The organism is Polymorphobacter multimanifer (genome assembly GCF_014205635.1).
Taxonomy (GTDB): Bacteria; Pseudomonadota; Alphaproteobacteria; order Sphingomonadales; family Sphingomonadaceae; genus Sandarakinorhabdus; species Sandarakinorhabdus multimanifer.
The window spans coordinates 52,296-69,911 of the sequence record NZ_JACIIV010000022.1 but is presented as its reverse complement, the minus strand read 5'-3'; the positions used below and the strand labels follow the sequence as shown (position 1 = coordinate 69,911).

Annotated in this window: 14 protein-coding genes, 1 tRNA gene and 1 pseudogene; 2 read left to right on the top strand and 14 right to left on the bottom strand. The window is 62.1% G+C overall.

The window, feature by feature from the left end:
* Nucleotides 1-93: 93 nt before the first annotated feature.
* The 9 genes and pseudogenes from FHS79_RS14340 to nth form a co-directional block, all read right to left on the bottom strand.
* A pseudogene (locus tag FHS79_RS14340) lies at nt 94-2,157 on the bottom strand (class I SAM-dependent DNA methyltransferase); the annotation flags it as partial.
* A gap of 179 nt (nt 2,158-2,336) precedes the next feature.
* Nucleotides 2,337-5,093 (bottom strand): MobF family relaxase, encoded by a 2,757-nt coding sequence (gene mobF, locus FHS79_RS14335; protein ID WP_184201530.1) that lies wholly within the window; start codon nt 5,091-5,093, stop codon nt 2,337-2,339.
* Nucleotides 5,093-6,913, bottom strand: a complete 1,821-nt coding sequence (locus FHS79_RS14330; RefSeq protein ID WP_184201527.1) for a type IV secretion system DNA-binding domain-containing protein — start codon at nt 6,911-6,913, stop codon at nt 5,093-5,095. Before FHS79_RS14330 ends, mobF begins: the two co-directional genes overlap by 1 nt.
* A complete protein-coding gene (locus tag FHS79_RS14325) occupies nt 6,910-7,470 on the bottom strand; it encodes a hypothetical protein (protein WP_243452905.1) in 561 nt (186 codons plus the stop codon). Before FHS79_RS14325 ends, FHS79_RS14330 begins: the two co-directional genes overlap by 4 nt.
* Nucleotides 7,471-7,495: 25 nt before the next feature.
* Nucleotides 7,496-7,993, bottom strand: a complete 498-nt coding sequence (locus FHS79_RS14320) for a hypothetical protein (RefSeq protein WP_184201524.1) — start codon at nt 7,991-7,993, stop codon at nt 7,496-7,498.
* A 412-nt stretch (nt 7,994-8,405) separates the two neighbouring features.
* Complete coding sequence (locus FHS79_RS14310; RefSeq protein ID WP_184201519.1) at nt 8,406-9,632, bottom strand: hypothetical protein; 1,227 nt, start codon at nt 9,630-9,632, stop codon at nt 8,406-8,408.
* A gap of 313 nt (nt 9,633-9,945) precedes the next feature.
* Nucleotides 9,946-10,022 (bottom strand) — tRNA-Arg (locus tag FHS79_RS14305).
* Nucleotides 10,023-10,065: 43 nt separating this feature from the next.
* Nucleotides 10,066-10,443 carry a DUF6491 family protein gene (locus tag FHS79_RS14300; protein WP_184201516.1) on the bottom strand — a complete coding sequence of 126 codons (378 nt, stop codon included), beginning with the start codon at nt 10,441-10,443 and terminating at the stop codon, nt 10,066-10,068.
* A 79-nt stretch (nt 10,444-10,522) separates the two neighbouring features.
* Nucleotides 10,523-11,203 carry an endonuclease III gene (nth, locus tag FHS79_RS14295; RefSeq protein ID WP_184201547.1) on the bottom strand — a complete coding sequence of 227 codons (681 nt, stop codon included), beginning with the start codon at nt 11,201-11,203 and terminating at the stop codon, nt 10,523-10,525.
* A 74-nt stretch (nt 11,204-11,277) separates the two neighbouring features.
* On the opposite strand from nth, the gene FHS79_RS14290 reads away from it, so the two are divergent.
* The gene (locus FHS79_RS14290; RefSeq protein WP_184201513.1) at nt 11,278-11,763 is read left to right on the top strand and encodes a DUF2244 domain-containing protein; all 486 of its coding nucleotides are present in this window, start codon (nt 11,278-11,280) and stop codon (nt 11,761-11,763) included.
* Here the strand turns inward: FHS79_RS14290 and dapB are convergent.
* Nucleotides 11,724-12,524 carry a 4-hydroxy-tetrahydrodipicolinate reductase gene (gene dapB / locus FHS79_RS14285; protein ID WP_184201510.1) on the bottom strand — a complete coding sequence of 267 codons (801 nt, stop codon included), beginning with the start codon at nt 12,522-12,524 and terminating at the stop codon, nt 11,724-11,726. The genes FHS79_RS14290 and dapB overlap by 40 nt on opposite strands.
* A 51-nt stretch (nt 12,525-12,575) precedes the next feature.
* Here dapB and FHS79_RS14280 point away from each other — a divergent pair, with 51 nt between their 5' ends.
* Nucleotides 12,576-13,265 carry an NAD-dependent deacylase gene (locus FHS79_RS14280; protein WP_184201507.1) on the top strand — a complete coding sequence of 230 codons (690 nt, stop codon included), beginning with the start codon at nt 12,576-12,578 and terminating at the stop codon, nt 13,263-13,265.
* 70 nt (nt 13,266-13,335) lie between these two features.
* Here the strand turns inward: FHS79_RS14280 and FHS79_RS14275 are convergent, their stop codons facing one another.
* The 4 genes from FHS79_RS14275 to FHS79_RS14260 are packed head-to-tail and all read right to left on the bottom strand — an operon-like array spanning nt 13,336 to nt 17,520.
* The gene (locus FHS79_RS14275) at nt 13,336-14,577 is read right to left on the bottom strand and encodes an MFS transporter (protein ID WP_184201504.1); all 1,242 of its coding nucleotides are present in this window, start codon (nt 14,575-14,577) and stop codon (nt 13,336-13,338) included.
* 58 nt (nt 14,578-14,635) lie between these two features.
* Complete coding sequence (gene cydX / locus FHS79_RS14270) at nt 14,636-14,758, bottom strand: cytochrome bd-I oxidase subunit CydX (protein WP_184201501.1); 123 nt, start codon at nt 14,756-14,758, stop codon at nt 14,636-14,638.
* A 9-nt stretch (nt 14,759-14,767) separates the two neighbouring features.
* On the bottom strand, nt 14,768-15,910 hold the full coding sequence (gene cydB, locus FHS79_RS14265) for a cytochrome d ubiquinol oxidase subunit II (protein ID WP_373289747.1): 1,143 nt from the start codon (nt 15,908-15,910) through the stop codon (nt 14,768-14,770).
* 14 nt (nt 15,911-15,924) lie between these two features.
* Nucleotides 15,925-17,520, bottom strand: coding sequence for a cytochrome ubiquinol oxidase subunit I (locus FHS79_RS14260; RefSeq protein WP_207793849.1), 1,596 nt, complete (start codon nt 17,518-17,520; stop codon nt 15,925-15,927).
* Nucleotides 17,521-17,616 lie beyond the last annotated feature (96 nt).

Sequence of the window (17,616 nt, the reverse complement as noted above, 5' to 3'; positions counted from 1 at the left end):
CCGCTTCGCTGTCCCAGGGGCGTCGAGCATCCCCAGTCTGCCCAGCCTCGTCAGGCTCGCTGCTGCCTAACGCCCGGCAATCTGCCCCGGTTACCCAAGGAACGTCTTCACAAATCGTTTTGCACGGTCGTCATCAAGGATGAGCCTGTGTTGTTCGTCATGAGAGAGCAAGAGATTTCCACCATCCGTCGGCTTGTTACCCCAATACATCTTGCTTTGTGGGCCAATAGGCTTCGACGAACCTTCAACAATAATATTCTCAGACGGTGCGAGATAAGCGTTAATATTATCGACCTGTTTTACCAGCGATAACCCGTTGTCACCTTCCGAAAATAAAGTGCGAATTCGACCCGGCTGATTCGACAAACCAACGATTATGACCGTTACGCCCGCATTGTGACTAGCGAGATTCCGCCATTTGAAGCTGGTATGAGCGAAGGCAATTTCATGCCCAATCTTAAAGATTGACGGCCAGAGGATCGGCACTTGCTGCCCTTGGCAAATCGAGTTGGTAGAAACGAAAGCTGCCACAGTATCGGTTTTAGTGCCGTAATCTGCCGCCTTCATGAACCATCCAGCCACATAATCTAGCGACTTCCAACTTGAAGCTCGACCGTCAAAAATGGCTTTCAGGTCTGCCTTTTGCTCGGCATCCTGCCACGTTGAGCCGAGATAGGGCGGATTCCCGCAAATATAGGTTTCCCCGCCCTCATTCTCGAAATCAATTTGCGCCTGATCGAGCGGGGTGTTGAATAGATCGTCGCCGTGCAACTTCACACCCGTGCCGGTCGGCGGGCAAATGCTCAACCAATCGAGGCGCAGAGCATTGCCGCAGGTGATCCAATTTTGCGCATTTAGCGGGAGTAACTCCGCAAGCGCTTCTTTCTGCCCGCGATAGGTCACATCGCACTGATATTCAGCGATTATTAGCGCCAGACGCGCGATCTCCGCCGGGAAATCGCGCAGCTCGATGCCGCGAAAATTGGTGAGCGGGATGTCGCTACGGCGGTTCTCTTCCCCGCGCCGCGCGTTGATTACCGCTTCGATGGCCCGCATTTCCTTGTAGGCGATGACGAGGAAATTGCCACTGCCGCACGCCGGATCGAACACCCGGATTTTTGCCATGCGATTCCGCAAGTTTAGCAGCTTGCGCCCGTTGTCGCCTGCCTCCTCCAGCTGCGCCCGCAAATCATCAAGGAAGAGCGGGTTCAGCACTTTCAGAATGTTCGGCACACTGGTGTAGTGCATTCCGAGAGAGCCGCGTTCCTCGTCATCGGCAACGGCCTGGATCATGCTGCCGAAGATGTCCGGGTTGATCTTTTTCCAATCGAGGCTGCCGATGCTTATCAGATAGGACCGGGCAATCTTGCTGAACCTGGGGACTTCGGTTGATCCCGAAAACAGCCCGCCGTTGACATAGGGAAACACGTCTGCCCAGCGCGGTAGCTTAGCGCCGGCACGGTCGGCGATCTTGGTGTTCATCGCGCCGAACATCTCGCTTATCACCTGATGGGTGTTCGAGGAATCGCGCTCGCTCATTTGGTCGGTCGTCGCGGTGAACAGGCCGGTGCCATTGAAGATATCGGTATCCTCGGCAAAAAAGCAGAAGATCAGCCGCGCCATGAAATGGTTCATGTCGGGTCGGCGCTCAGCCGTCGCCCATTCCGGATTGTCTTTCAACAGTTCGATATAGAGCTTGTTCAGCCGCCCCGTGGCCCGAATGTCGAATGAGCTTTCGCGGATTTGCTTGACGGTGGTGATGCCTGCCAGTGGCAGGAAGTAGCCGAAATGATCAGGAAACTTGACATATTCGCACGCGATTGGCGGGGCGTCGCTGGTGACTTCTTCCGCTTGGAGCGTGTCGCCATCAGTGGCGAGAATAAACTTGGCCTTGGCAGACGCCGTTTTCGGGCTATCGCGCAATGCCTTCAAGGTCGCGTCGACCTCACCCGGCGCGCATGTCGCCAAGTGAATGTTGTTGCGCTGGAGAACGCCGCCGGCAACATCGGAGGCATTGGAACCGCCAGCCGTTCGCAAGCGCTTTATGGTGGTGTCCTTGTTGCCGAAGGCTGCCAGAAATTGATATGCGAATTCGGCCCGATCAAAGGGCTGATTTGCCAGTTCCGATACTGCTTCCTCAATCTCTACGGCATTCATTCTATTCTATTTTCCCACACCTGAACGATGCCGTCGGCCGGCGATTTCCGGGTGATACAAGATTGCTCGCCCAAGCCCATTAACAGCTAGCGGAAGGCAAGCAGATTGTCACCGCGTTCTGAACATGGGCAGGCACTATCGCCGCCTTCGACGATGCGCCTCCGGCCCATTGGCGGCCGCTAACCCAATCCGGCGCTGGCCGATTTTGCAACGGCAAGGGCTGGTGGGGCAATTTCAATTGCCACCTGCTTCTCCCCTGCGCGTTCCTTGATGCCCGTTACCAACTTGTCTCGATCGTCAGTGTAGACCGCCGCCGATGACCGTGCGCGGGACACGGCAACATAAAGCATCTTCTGGTCAACGAGATTTGTTGCGCTGCTGTCGGCATGGATCATGACACGCTCGGCGGTGCGGCCTTGGGCGGCATGGGCGGTCTGGACGTAGCCATGGCGAAGGTGCTGGTCGGCCGGGCTATCGAGACTGAGCGTTTGGAGCTTGCCATTGTCGAGCCGGATTCTGGCGGTGCGGTCTTCGGCGTTGACGGCGACAACATCCGCGCGGGTGCCATTTTCTCGGGCAAAGTTGCGATCGTTACGGGTGAACGCGATGCGGTCACCCTGCATCAACTCGATGCTGCCCGGTGTGAACGTTTCGCTGTTGCCAGCGCCCCACTGGCGAGGGCGCCAATCGATCGACTGACCATCAGGCGTTTCGAGTGCAACGGCGTTTTTCGCGGAGTCTATGCCGGTGACGATCACGGCTTCGCGGCGTGCGATGCCTTTGTCAGCATAGTCTCGGGCAAAACTTACGAGATCGCCGATTTCATAGCTGCGGGCGTCGCGGGCTTCCGCCCTGGTAAGCCCCTTTGGCTCAAGCGTCCGCATTATGGCGGCTTCGCCCGTCAATTGGCCCGTGGCGACAAGCTCGGTTCTGATCTTTGCGTTCAAGATGTCGCGCCCGGCGCGGGATGGTTCGATAACAATGGTGCTACGCTGATCTTTCGGACCAAGCGCTGCATAATCCTTCGCCATTGCGGCCATGCGTTCACCACCTTCGGCATGGGCAACGATCCTGCCGCCACCCAGATCAAGCGCGTTGAGCGCGCGGCGGGCGTCGCCTTCAATGCTGGCCTCGACCGCATCTCTGGTAAGTGGATTGGTCTGGCGCACAATCTCGGCGAGTTTTGCGGTCTCCATACCTGCGCTCTGCAATTGCGCGAAAGCGGCGCCGGCTCCGACCGAACCGAGCTGCTTTACATCGCCCACAAGAATCACCCGCGCGTCGGCTTTCTCGGCCGCAAGGATCAACCGCGCCATATCTTGCGCGGATAGCAGCGATGCCTCGTCCACAACCCAGGCCGACGGCCCCAATTTCTGGCGTCCTTCGGGCGAAAGCAAATGCCGGGCGACGGTATCACCGCGCATTTTGAGTGCCTCGCCCAATACGGTCGCTGCCGCCGCTGTTGGTGCAAGCGCGGTCACGCGGATGCCGTGCGCGCTGGCTTCGCGGGCGTAGGTCGCGAGCACCGTGGTTGTTTTGGCAGTCCCGGCATAGCCTTGGACAGCGGCGACACGATTGCGGGATGAGAGAAGCTGCGTCGTTGCGGATTTCTGATCGGCGGTCCAAGCATGGCCACTCCGTTCGGACGTGGCCACTGCACGGGCGACCAATTTAGCCGCGTCCAGGCGGCTTGCGACGGGCGCAACTTGCCCGCGTCCATTGGCCTCGGCGCGCAAGATGGTCTTTTCGTTTTCGAAGTTGGTTCGGGTGGTGAAGCCGGGAAAGGTCGCACCGCGTCTATCGATGAAGTCGCGGGCAACAAGCTCGCCATCGCTGCCGGCGCCAGCGATAGCTTTGGAAATCGCGGCATAGCTGACTTTGCCCAGCGCAAAGCGTCCGGCCTCTTCGTGAAGCGCGCTCTCGGCAAAGACAGATTGCCGTTCACCAAGTTTCTCAGCGGCGAATGCCACGGCCCGCAAAGCTGCCGGGTTCTGGCCGTCCGCCAGCGCCTGACGCTCGACCGAAGTGGCTCGCGCTTCGGCGTCCGATACAAGGGCTATTCGCTGCTTCTCAGTGAAGCCGGCTGTATCGGCGGTCGCGCGCCACGCCGTGACAAGCGCGCCGCGCTCCGTTGAGACTTTGGCCTGCCGGGTATCGAGCGCGGCTATCTGCTTTTCTGCTGCACTGGCCTTTTCGCGGCTGGTGCCGCGCTCTTCGAGGCGGGCGTCGATTTGAGCGGTGCGCACGCTCAATGCCGTAGTCGCCGCCTCGGGCACGCCGGCAATCTCGAACATCGAATCTTTGCCGGGGACGATGTCGTAGCCCAGTTTCCGCGCCAGGATCGCCAGCTCCTGTCGATAGATCGCGCCAATCTGCTTTTGCAGCTGATAAAGTGCGCGTGGCTCAAGGCTGCGCCAGACGCCATCAGCGGCTTTGGTGATGTTCAGAATGACATTGTGGGTATGGAGTTGCGGGTCTTGGGCACGGCTGGTGATGTGGCGGAACGAGGCAATCGCCAGATTGCCCGTCGTTTCACGCTTGGCGGTGCCATCGGTGCGGATACGCGTTGCCGCCATGTGGCGTTCGACATGGGCAAGGGCCGTTTTGACCGATGCGGCGTGAGCGTCGATCAATCGCTTGTCGCCCGCAACCAAAGCCATGACTGAAACCGACTTGGGGGCGCTCAGCGTTAAATCCCAACCGGGGCGGTGTTCCCGTGTGCCGTCGCGCATTGTGCCGAGCTGGCGGCCATCGACGTTGCCATCAAGCAAGGTGCGGAACACGTCGCGGTCTACATCGCCTTTCAGGCCAAGCTCCTCGGCGGCCTTGCCTTCCCATGATGAAGGCGACTCGCCGCCTTCAGCGTAATAGTCGTCGGCTTCATAATAGCTTGCGGCCTGGGCTGAATTTGAAAGCGCACCGATCGTTGCTACCATCAAACCGGACCCTGTGATCCGTGCGGCGTCGGCGGTGCGGGCGTGCTCTTTATGCGCCCCCACAATGTATTACCGACATCGCCAGCAACATAGGCTGGCTGTGTTGCAACCCCGCGCCTACCGATGTGATCGGCAGTCAGCCCAATCCGGGCAACAGGAAACCCGTCGGGCAACAACAAATAGCCCTGAAACTTTGGCAGCCTGAGCTCGCTTTCCAGCACCGCTGCACGCACCTGCCTGACCGTGGTCATGGTCGTGCGCGGCGTCTCGCCGCCAAGCGACAACATGTCAGCCGTCATGCGCATTTCGATTTCGCATTCGCCGATGGTCTGGCTCGCCCATTTGCGGGTTTCCTGGTCGACGGTCTGCAAGAACAGCTTGGTGTTGCAGCAGGCGAGCATGGCCTCGGCGATGTTGTCGCCGTAGCGATGTCGCATCTGCCCGAGCGCCTGAAAGGTAAGTGTAATCGCAGCGCCGAACTTGCGCCCCTCCGGCAACAGCCGCGCCAGGTTCTGAACGGCGGGCAAATCCGCCAACTCGTCAAGGATCAGCCATATCCGCCGGTCGGGCGAAGGCGGCAGCCCAAGCACGGCGCTGGCGGCGCATTCGAGCCAACAGGCGAGAAGCGGCTTGGCGGCCTCGAAATAGTCCTCCTTGCGCGGCACGAAGATCCAGGGCCGTTCGCCGGTGTGGCTGTCCAAGCTGGCGATGTAGCGCCGGAATGCAAAGGGCACGCCGCCGGTGTCCTCGCTGCGAAGGAACTGGATCAGGTTCGCCGCTTTGGCGAGCATGAAAATGACACTGCCGGTGGCGCGCTCGGCACCTTCGGCAAAGGTGCGCGCGCTCGATGTCTGGCCAAGCCAGCGTTTTAGCTCGTCGGTGTCTTTGGTTTGCAGGGCATCGAGCAACGCCTCAAGGCTGCAATTACCCTCGGACCAGAGGGCGCGAAGCATGTTCGCAACGAGGATGCGGCTGGTTTCCAGCCAGACATCGTCGTCATGGCTGCCTGTCTCGGAAATCAGCTGGTGGGCGATGCGGTCGGCGTCGGCGGGATGGGCGATTTCGTCAAACGGCGACCAGAAGGCGCAACGGTCATCGAACGGGTTGAGGATGATGTCGCCGCGCTCGGGCCGATAGTAGTGGGCAATGAACTCGCCGCTGGTGTCGTAAACGATGGCCGCTTCACCTCGTGCTTCGACGCAATCGAGCGTTTGGCGCAAGACGGTGGTCTTGCCGCTGCCGGTGGTGCCGATCATTGCGAAGTGGCGGGTTTCGATGGAGGTCGGGACAGCGATGCGCCCGATTGTGATAGGCTGCTTGCCAGCCATTGGCTGGGTCAATGCGGCAAGCGCCGCCTCGCTGACAATCTGTGTCCCGCCAATTACCCGGTCCTTGAAAGCCTGGTCACCACTTTTGCGGATGTTGCGGATGAGGAAATAGACCAGCCCGCTGCCGATAATGAAACCAAGCCCGGCGCCCAACAGCGTTTTGCTGACGACCAAATCTGCGCTGGCTGCGAAGACGCTGTCGGCGACAACTTCATCAACCGGCATTTTGATACGCTGCCCAAGTCGCGTGACCCTGAGTTTGGGCGTTCTCGCGGCGTCACGTGCAAACCATGCGAACGTCTTCGCCATCCCATAGTTGGACGCCTGGGTGAACTCGCCCTTGTCGAGCGTCTGCGACGGCAACAGGAAAGCGCCTGAGGCGGTCGATACCAGCAAGAGCTGCATGGCAAAGCCGATGCGCTTGGTCTGGTTCCTGATCCGCAAACCCCAAAGCGCCTGAGCATGGCTGTGGCGATCGTCGATGCGGTTCATGATGACACCTCGCTGGCCAAGCTGCGCTGGCGCTCATAGGCGGCAATCGCCTCGGCAGTGATGGCCTCGTCGCTGCGCCGTCCGCCAAGCGCCGCCTGGCGGGCATAGCTGTAGCCGGCGCAAGCGGTGAACAAAGCACGGTCCAGAACGCGCTCAAGCTCGGCAAAACGGATGCTGATTGCCGCAAGCTCATTGGTAATGTCCTGCATGTCCGAAGGGGCGGTGACGCCGCTTTCGATAGCCGCCAAACCGTGATCAACGACGCGGCCAAGCATCTTGTATCGGGTCACGCCGCGCTGCGCGGCATAGCCGACAAGCGCCCGGTTCTGCGCCGGAGACAATCGGATGTTGTGCTTGACCCACGTCATGACCTGCCGTCCTGGCGCTTGCTCGGCGCTTCCAACGAAGACACTGAAATGCAATGCCGTTCTGGCGGCCCGGATTTCGAGCAAGCGCGGCGCTTCCTTAAACGCTGCATGAAACGCGCTCTCGGCACGAGAGTAGGGTGTGTATCTGAAATACTGGCTCGATGCGTAGCATCGCAGCCGGTTTCGCAATCCAGAATGTCGATCGTGATGAGCATCAGCGGTCTCCCTCGGGCTTTGCGGTGGAGCCCAGGAAGTCGCGGATGGTCTGCGCGTCTTTGGCATCCGCTGCCGCACGATCAAGCATGGTTTTCACCACGACCGCAGGAAGGAATTTCATGGGCTTTCCGCCCATCCACTCCGTGACCACGGCATCGACTGCCGCACGCAGTCTGGTGCGCAAGGCAATTGCCTCAACCGGGTCGATCTTGACCCATTCAATTTGACGTTCAATGTAACCGCCGAGGGGGTAGTCGATCCCGTCAACGTTGAGTGCCGGGCCTTCGAACTGGACATTGAACCGCTCGCCAATGAAGCGGTCGAGCATCGGGCGTTCCAAATACAACCAATCCAGGATGAACGAGCGGTAGGTTTTGCCGTCGTCTCCCGGCCGGCTGAGACGGCTCACAAATGCATCAATCATTGGAGCGATCAGCTTGTGCTGAAAATCGTCTGAGGCGAAGATTTCAAGGATAAGGTTGGGGGCGTGTTTCATGACAAATCCTCAGGTTGAGATTGTGAGAATAGGCGATGGCCAAAGCGCGCTGACGATTTGACCTCGCGCGGCGAGGCGCCGACAGGGAAGCAATCGACTGCAGTTCAATCCCGTCGTTCGTTCCGCTTGGGCTTTGATGGCAGGGATTCGATGTAGCGGCTGACGTCGGATGCCTTGAACCGGACCCGGCCCCGGCGAACGCCGAATTGGCAAGGCTGCGGAAAGTCGGGAACCTCGTTGATATACTTGTAGACCGTAGCCCGGCTGGTGACCGAAATGAGCGACATCAATGCCCTTATCGAGACCAATCCGTCTGGTTCTGATGGGTGCACGTCCATTCTCCTCTCGCACAATTGCGAAAGGTCAATTTGGGTCCAGCAAGTCTATGGGAACAGGTGCTTATCGCGCATTATTACAATAATAGACGATACTGTGCGTTGTCGTATTCGGCTGTATCATAGGATATCGCGCTGAACACTTCCTTGACGAAAGCGTAGTTGCCGGTGCCGCTGATCACCGGCTTTATCCAATCGATCGAATCAGATTTTCGCAATCCAGCCCAGCCATCCGTGTTTGATTTGACCAGCTCGCCAATCTCCTCTGCGACCGAGGCGATATCCTTGGTTGGGTTGGCGAGCCAGAGACGCCGCGCTGTCAATACGGCAATGACATACTTCTTGATCTGGTGTGGCTCGACCCTTTGCTTCGCTTCGCAAAGTGCGGTGGTTTCAAATATCTGAAGTCGGATAAGGAAATCGGCATCCTCGAACGTGCAAGGCCAGCGGACTTTAGCAGGGCTAGCGTCGTGTTCAGTCCGCCCGTCTTCTGGCGCCCTTCGCGCCATAGCGTCGGCCTGAGCGCTAATCTGGGTAATGAATTGGAAATGGTTGTTGGTCTGGATCGTGGTGCTTCGCTGCTCCACTGTCAGATGCTGGGTTCGTCGATCGATGTTCGTAACACTGCGATCGAGGAGAATCGTGACGGGGGGCGCGGCGGTGCCCATGACCTGAGGCAATTCGTTCGCGAACGGCCTGTCTGTAGTGAGCCACTTGGCGTAGCGGACGCGGCGAAGCCCTTTCGAGCCGAACGTCGGCAGCTGCCGGATTTCTTCGCGTTCCGAGAATAGCAAAACAGCCCATGGGTTCATCAAAAAATCCGAGGCAACCGCATTGCCATCGTGGTCATGCAAGGGTTCCGTACTGGCCGCTGCTGCCGAGAGGTATGCCTTCAGGGCGTCCAGCCGCTCATCGTTCAACGGAAACCGCTTCGACCAACCCAGGAATGGCATTTGCAACCATACCGGTGCCGCTACGCAAATCCCCCACACCAGTACGGAACCAGCGGCAACAGTGAGCCATGGCCCTGATGGCCAAAGACCGAACGCGTTTGCGACCATGACGGCGATAGAAGTGGCGACGACGGCAATCGCAATCCGCCGGATACGATTCAGCCGCGTGGTCCAACGTTCGATCCAGGCCTCGCAAACGGCAAGTTCATCGCGAATTTGCGCGCGGCCACGCCGAATGTCGTCGGGACAGTGCTGATTCGCCAGATCTTCGAAGATGCTCCATCTGCGGTCTGGCGCTAGCATGATGTCAGCAATGGCTTCTTTGGCGGTGGCAAGCCGCGAAAATTTCATTCGGGTTTCGGCAGGGATTCATGGGCTGGGAGAATATCACTATCCAACGCCCAATAAAATGCACTTTGGCCCCCGCCCGTTAGGCCTTAGCAAGCCATCTCCAAGTGCGGCTGGCCATTTTCAACGGCTCCGGGTGGCACCTATAAGGGACGGATTTGTTGACGCTGTGGCGTCTCGACCGTTGAGAAAACTTTGGGCGCATCAGGGTTTGAACCTGAACCCCGCTGAAAAAGACAATCGCGACATGACTACCCCATTTTTCCGTACAAATTCCGTACGCTGCAATCGGGGTTTCGGTAACTCTTTGATTTTATGGTGCACCCGACAGGATTCGAACCTGTGACCCCTGCCTTCGGAGGGCAGTACTCTATCCAGCTGAGCTACGGATGCTTGAAAACGCCTGTTAGCAGCCGCTCCCGGCTTTTGCCAGACCCTATGGCGCCGGCTTCGCGATCGGCGTGAACTTGCCCAACCCGCAACTGGCGCCGCGTTGCAGGGGGCTGGTCGTCATCAGAACCGTGATGATGTCCACATTGCAGAGCTGGTTGACGCTCGTCTGATAGGAGAAAGCCCGTTCGAAACCGAGCTGTGGGCAGCCATTCGGTAGCCGGTTGCGATACACATCGCCGTTGCGCGTGTAAAAGTCGATCGTCTGATCGTCGATCACTCGCGTCTCGCGGATATTCTGCACCAGCAGGCAGTTCACCGCCTCACCGGTCGGCGTTAGCGCGGCCACCGCCTCGGGGGGCCGAGTTGTGCAACCGCCAACTGCCAGAACGGCCACCATAGAAACAAGAAAGGCGCGGACCATAGCAATATCCCCAATGCGGAAGGTCTGAAATACGGGGCGGCCCGATACGCTGGCCGCCCCTGTCTACGCTACGCTACCATCACTGTTGGACCGGGATATCATCGGCGGTCTGAACAGCAACTGAATTTCCTTTCGGCTTTTCAGGCCAGTTGCAGCTCGCATATACCGGGCACTCACCACATTTCGGCTTTCGCGCCACGCACACGTAGCGGCCGTGCAAGATCAGCCAATGATGTGCATGCCGCCGGAAGCGCTTCGGCGTTGCCGCCATCACCGCCAGCTCCACCGCCAGTGGCGTCCTGCCCGGCCCGAGCCCGGTCCGGTTCGCCACCCGGAAGATGTGCGTATCCACTGCACAGGTCTCGTGCCCGAACGCCTCGTTGAGCACCACATTGGCCGTCTTGCGCCCGACGCCCGGCAGCGCCTCCAGGGCCTCGCGGTCCGCCGGCACCGCGCCGCCGTGCCGCTCCACCAGCAGCTGCGACAGGGCGATCACATTCTTTGCCTTGGTGTTGAACAGCCCGATCGTCCTGACGTGCTCGCGCACCCGTTCCTCGCCGAGCGCCAGCATCTTCTCTGGCGTATCGGCTTCCGCAAACAGCCCGCGCGTCGCCTTGTTTACCCCCACATCGGTCGATTGCGCCGAGAGCACCACCGCCACCAGCAGCGTATAGGCATTCACATACTCAAGCTCGGTCCGCGGCTCGGCGTGCAGGCCGGCGAGCGTCGCGTAGAACGCCTCCACCTTGGTGCGGGACATCTTTTTCGACTGCATGTCCCGGGTGTGACGGCGTGACGGATGCATGTCCAGAGTCCCCGCGCTAGAATGCCATCATGCCGCCGGTGCTCGATCTCACCCTCACTCCCAACCGGTCGTTCGACCGGCGCCACATGCCTTGGGTCGTCGGCGGTGTCGGCCTCCTCTTCTTCCTCGGCGGCCTCCGCTTTCTGGCGCTGGGTGCCTGGCCCATCCTGCCCTTCATGGCGCTCGATGTCGGCCTGCTCTGGTGGGCGTTCCGCGCCTCCTATGCCTCGGGCAAAGGACATGAACGCCTGCTGCTCGCCGATGATCACCTCGAGCTGCTCCGCGTCAGCGCGCAAGGCGCCGAACGCCGCTTCGGCTTCGAACCCTATTGGACCCGCGTCCACCTCGAGGAAACTGCGCTCGGCGACGTCAAGCTCTGGCTCGCCGCCCGCGAACGCCGCGTCAGCGTCGGCCGCTTCCTCTCCCCACGCGAGCGCCGCGAAGTCGGCGCGCTCATCACTGCGGTGCTCGCCGACTACCGTGCCGGCAATCCCAGCACATCATCCATCGTATAACGCCCCGCCGGCTTGCCCGCGAGCCACGTCGCCGCCCGCAGCGCCCCGCGCGCAAAGATGATCCGGCTTTCTGCCCGGTGCACCAGCTCCAGCCGCTCGCCATCGCCGGCGAACAGCACCATGTGGTCCCCGGCAGCCGAGCCGCCGCGCAGGCTGGCAAAGCCGATGCTGCCAGGCTCCCGCTTCGCATCGCCATCACGCCCCCGCTCGCTGTGCGCGGCCAGGTCGATCCCGCGCCCCTCCGCCGCCGCCTGCCCCAGCGCCAGCGCCGTGCCCGAAGGCGCATCGAGCTTGTATCGGTGGTGCAGCTCGGCAATCTCGATGTCCCAATCCTCGCCCAGTGCCGCCGCCGCCTGCGCCACCAGCCGCGCCAGCAGCGTCACCCCCAGTGACGTATTGGCCGATTGCAGCACAGCGATGTTGCGCGCCGCCCGGTCGATCAGCGCATGATGCTCCGCCTGCAGCCCGGTGGTGCCGATCACCACCGCCGCCCGCCCCTCGCACGCCGAATCGAGCGTTGCCTCAAGTGCCGCCGGCGAGCTGAAATCGATCAGCACATCCGCCGCCCGCGCCAGCGGCCCCGGGTTGCTCCCCAGCGTCAGGCTCGGCGGATACGCCGCCCCCACCGGCTTGCCGATGCCCGCATGCTCCGCGCGCTCGATGGCCCCGGCCAGCGTCACGCCCGGCATCCCGGCAATCTCCGCCAGAAGGGCGGCCCCCATGCGCCCGCCTGCGCCCAATATGCCCAAGCTAATTGTCATGAAAACGTGATGGGGGTTCGCAACCGCGCTTGCAAGCGGCATATGGGCGGCATGCGGATCGTGGTTCTGACAGGGGCGGGCATCTCGGCGGAAAGCGGCGTTCCCACCTTCCGCGGCAGCGACGGCCTGTGGGAAGGCCATGCGATCGAAGACGTCGCCACCCCCGCCGGCTTCCGCCGCAACCCCGCCCTCGTCCAGCGCTTCTACGACGAACGCCGCGCCTTCCTCGCGCACGTCCACCCCAACCCCGCCCATTTCGCCCTCGCCCGCCTCGAAGCAGCGCTGGGCGAAGATTTCCTCCTCGTCACCCAGAATGTCGACGATCTCCACGAGCGCGCCGGCTCGCAGCGCCTCGTCCACATGCACGGCGAATTGAAGCGGGCGCTGTGCACAATCTGCCGCGCCGCCCCCGAATGGGACGGGCCCCTCGGCGTCCCCCACAGCTGCCCGCGCTGCCACATCCCCGGCCGGCTGCGCCCCGACATCGTCTGGTTCGGCGAGATGCCCTACGACATGGAGCTCATCCTCCCCGCCCTCGCCCGCTGCCAGCTCTTCGTCTCGATCGGCACCTCGGGCGCCGTCTACCCCGCCGCCGGCTTCGTCGCCACCGCGGCAGGGGCCGGCGCCCGCACCCTCGAACTCAACCTCGACGACAGCGCAGGCAGCCCCGCCTTCAACGAAAGCCGTCGCGGCCCGGCCGGCGTGCTCGTGCCGGCCTGGGTGGAGGAAGTGCTGAAGTAAGCAGGCCTCCGGCGGCTGGGGCCTCGGGCCCCAGACCCCGTTGGTGGCGCATAATCTCTACAGTCGGCGCCTATTCCTGCTCCGCCACCAGCCGCGGCAAAATCAGCTGGATCAGCGCCAGCGCCGCCAGATACGCTCCCGACGCAATCGCGAACATCGGCCAATAGCCGATCCCGTTCGTCAGGCTCCACCCCGTCAGCTCGATGATCCCCAGCCCGGTCAGATTGCCCGCCACCGCACCCGCTGCCATCACGCTCCCCACCCGCGCCGCCGGCACGATATCGGCGGTCATCCCGAAGATGTTGGTGGAAAAGCCCTGGTGCGCAAAAAGCGCCAGCCCGATCAGCAGCGCCGCCGTCCATGGGCTCGATGCCGTCAGCGCCAGCGAGATCGGCAGGATCAGCACCGCATAGAACAGCATCGAAGACTTTCGCGCCGCATTGACGCTCATCCCGCGCTCGATCAGCCGCGGAAACAGCAGCCCGCTGGAAAGCGCGCCGAGTGCGGCCATCGTGTAGATGAGCGCAATCGGCCCCCCCAGCTCGGCCTGGCTCATCCGGAACACGCGCGCAAACAGGTCGGGCGTCCAGAACAGCAAAAACCACCACACGCAATCGGTGAGCGCCTTGGCGCCGATCACCGCCCAGCTGCGCCGATCGCTGAGCAGTTCGGACCATTTGATCGTCGCCACCGGCTTGCCCGGCACAACGGCGATCAGCGGCTTCAGCCGCCGCGTGCCGGCAATCCAGAACCCCAGCCAGATGAACCCCAGCGCGCCGGTGATGATGAAGGCGCTCTGCCAGCCGAACGCCAGCGCCAGCGGCGGAATCAGCAGCGGCGTGAGAATGGCTCCGATGTTGGGCGCGGTGTTGACCAGCCCCAGCCCGAGCGACCGCTCCTTCAGCGGCAGATAGGTCGCCGCCGCCTTCACCGCGGCCGGCGTGTTCACGCTCTCCGCCACCGCCAGCACGGCGCGCGCGATCACGAACTGGCTCACCGTGCGCGCCGCAGCATGGCAGATGCCGGCGAGGCTCCACACCGCCACCGCCAGCCCATAGGCAAAACGCACGCCGAACTTGTCGACAAACCAGCCGACGAACAGCAGCGCCCCTGCCGCCGAAAGCTGGAACACGCTCCCAAGATGCGCGAAATCGGTGTCGGACCAGCCGAATTCGGCCTCCAATGTGGGCTTCAGCAGCGCCAGCACCTGCCGGTCGACATAATTGAGCGCGGTGCCGGCAAACAGCAGCGCAATCAGCAGCCAGCGCGCTCCCTTGTCGGTGGGCGCTGCACTCGCACTAACCTCGGCCATATCGTGTCCCACCCCCGGATTTTTCGCTCCACTGGGGCCGGGCGCATGGCCGAGTCAATCAGTCCTGCCCGGGCAGATCCTCATCCAGCTCATCGTCGGCATGATATTCATGCCAAAGCCCGTTGACGATGCCGAACACCACTGCAAGCCCGAGGCCGAGAATCCAGGTGAAATACCACATGGGCTGACCTCAATAAAAATCGGGGTTGTTGCGCACCTGCTCGGTGGTGATCCGCCCGAACAGGACGCGGAAAACCCAGGCGGTATAGAGCAGCACCAGCGGCAGGAAGATCGCGGTCACGATCAGCATGATCCACAGCGTCATGGCACTCGACGAGGCATTCCACACCGTCAGGCTCGCCGCCGGCTGCACCGAGCTCGGCAGCATGAACGGAAACATCGAAAGCCCCGCTGTGCCGATCGTGCCGATCACCGCCAGCGACGACCCCAGGAACACCGGCAGGTCGGCCCGCCGCACGATGCCGAGAAGCGCCACCAGCGGCCCGGCAAAGCCCATCACCGGCGCCGCCAGCATCCAGGGATAGCGCCCGTAATTCTCCAGCCACGCCCCCGGTGCCGCCTCCGCCCCGGTAAAGAGCGGATTCGATGGCCCGTTGGTGTCGGGCGTGCCGACCAGCCGGAAGCCATAATCGCCATAGGCCAGCATCAGCCCGCCCACTGCAAACAGTGCGATCGCCGCAATCGCCGCCCCCTGCCCCCAGCGCCGCGCCCGCACCAGCACCGGCCCCTGCTCGATCTTGATGCTCAGCCATCCCGCCCCGTGCAGCACCAGCATCGCCACCGAAAGCAGCCCCGCCACCAGCGGCAGCGGCGTGAACAGGTCCAGCAAGCCCCCCTCCCAGCGCGACCGCAGATCGCTGTCGAGCGTGAACGGCACCCCGGCAAGCACATTCCCCACCGCCACCCCGAACACCAGGGCCGGCACAAAGCCACCGATGAACAGCGCCCAATCCCAGCGCGCGCGCCATTTCGGGTCCTTGTGCTTCGAGCGGTACTTGAACCCCACCGGCCGCAGGATCAGGGCACACAGCACCACGAACATCGCCAGATACAGCCCGGAAAAGCTGATCGCATACACAAACGGCCAGGCCGCGAAGATCGCCCCGCCGCCGAGGATGAACCACACCTGGTTGCCCTCCCAGGTCGCGCCGATCGAATTGATCACCAGCCGCCGCTCCTCGTCGGTGCGCGCGATGAACGGCAGCAGCGCCCCCACCCCCAGGTCGAAGCCGTCGGTGAGCGCAAAGCCGATCAGCAGCACGCCGATCAGCAGCCACCAGATGAGCCGCAGCGTCTCGTATTCGAAGAACATCGGCAACATCGGTGCTACTCCGCCGGCAAGGGAATGATGCCGCCGGCACTCCGGCCACCCACCGGCACCAGTTCGGGCAGATCGCCGCGCTGCGGCGCCGACCGTTCCGGCCCATGCGCGATGGTGCTCAGCATCAGCCGCACCATGATCACCGCCAGCGTGCCATAAAGAAGCGTGAAGCCGATGATCGTCGTCCAGATCTGCCCGATCGTCAGGCTGGAGGCGGCGAGGAAGGTCGGCAGCGATCCCTCCACAACCCAGGGCTGGCGGCCGATCTCGGCAAGCAGCCAGCCGGTCTGGATCGCGATGAACGGCAATGGCAAAATCAGCACCGCCGCCTTCATGAACGGCCCGGTCTCGAAATTGTGGCGCGAGGCCCGCCAGAAGGCGAGGGCGAAGAAGCCGATGAAGAAGAACCCCAGCCCCGCCATGATCCGGAAGAACCAGAACATCGCCGGCACATTGGGCACCGTGCTCATCGCCGCCTTGTAGATGTCCTCCCCCGTCGCCAGTCGCGGGTCGGGGATGAAGCGCTTCAAGAGCAGCGCATAGCCATAATCGGCCTTGTGAAGCTCGAAGCGTTCGCGCGCCGCCATGTCGTTGCGGTCGATCTTCAGCCGCTCAACCGCATCATAGGCAAAGATGCCGCTCCTGATCCGCTCGGCAGCGGTCGCCACCATGTCGTTGATCCCGCGCACCGGCTTGTCGAAGCTGTGGGTGGCGATGATCCCCAGCACCCACGGCACGCTCACCTCGAAATGCGTCTCGCGCGCCTCCACATCGGGAATGCCGAACAGCGTCAGGCTCGCCGGCGCCGGCTGCGTGTCCCACATCGCCTCGAGGCTCGCGAGCTTCATCCGCTGGTTGTCGGTCAGCGCATAGCCCGACTCATCCCCCAGCACGACGACCGAAAGTGCGGCCGCCAGCCCGAACGACGCCGCCACGGTGAAGCTGCGCCGCGCCACCGCCACATGCCTGCCCTTCAGCAGATACCAGGCCGAAATCGCCAGCACGAACACCGCCCCCGTGACATAGCCGGCAGAAACGGTATGAACGAACTTGGCCTGGGCCACGGGGTTGAGAAGCACATCGGCGATGGAGGTAATCTCCATCCGCATCGTCTCGGGGTTGAAGCGGCTGCCCACCGGATTCTGCATCCAGCCATTGGCGATCAGGATCCACAGCGCGGAGAAGTTGGTGCCGATCGCAACCATGAAGGTCACCCCCAGGTGTCCGAGCTTAGAAAGCTTGTCCCAGCCGAAGAACATCAGCCCCACGAAGGTCGCCTCGAGGAAGAACGCCATCAGCCCCTCGATCGCCAGTGGTGCTCCGAACACATCGCCCACCGCATGGCTGAAATACGCCCAGTTGGTGCCGAACTGGAATTCCATCGTGATGCCGGTCGCCACGCCGACCACGAAGTTGATGCCGAACAGCTTGCCCCAGAACCGCGTGGCATCGCGCCACACGGCCTTGTCGGTCATCACATAAATGCTTTCCATGATGACCAGCATGAACGACAAGCCGAGCGTGAGCGGCACGAACAGGAAATGGTACATTGCGGTGAGCGCAAACTGCAGCCGCGACATGTCCACAACGGCGAAGTCGATCATCAAGGCCCCCGGGTCAGATGCGAAAGGGCCTCGTCAAGAGGAAGCCCGGCCATCTGCTCTAGTGGCCTCCCGAGTACACCCAATCCTGCGGAG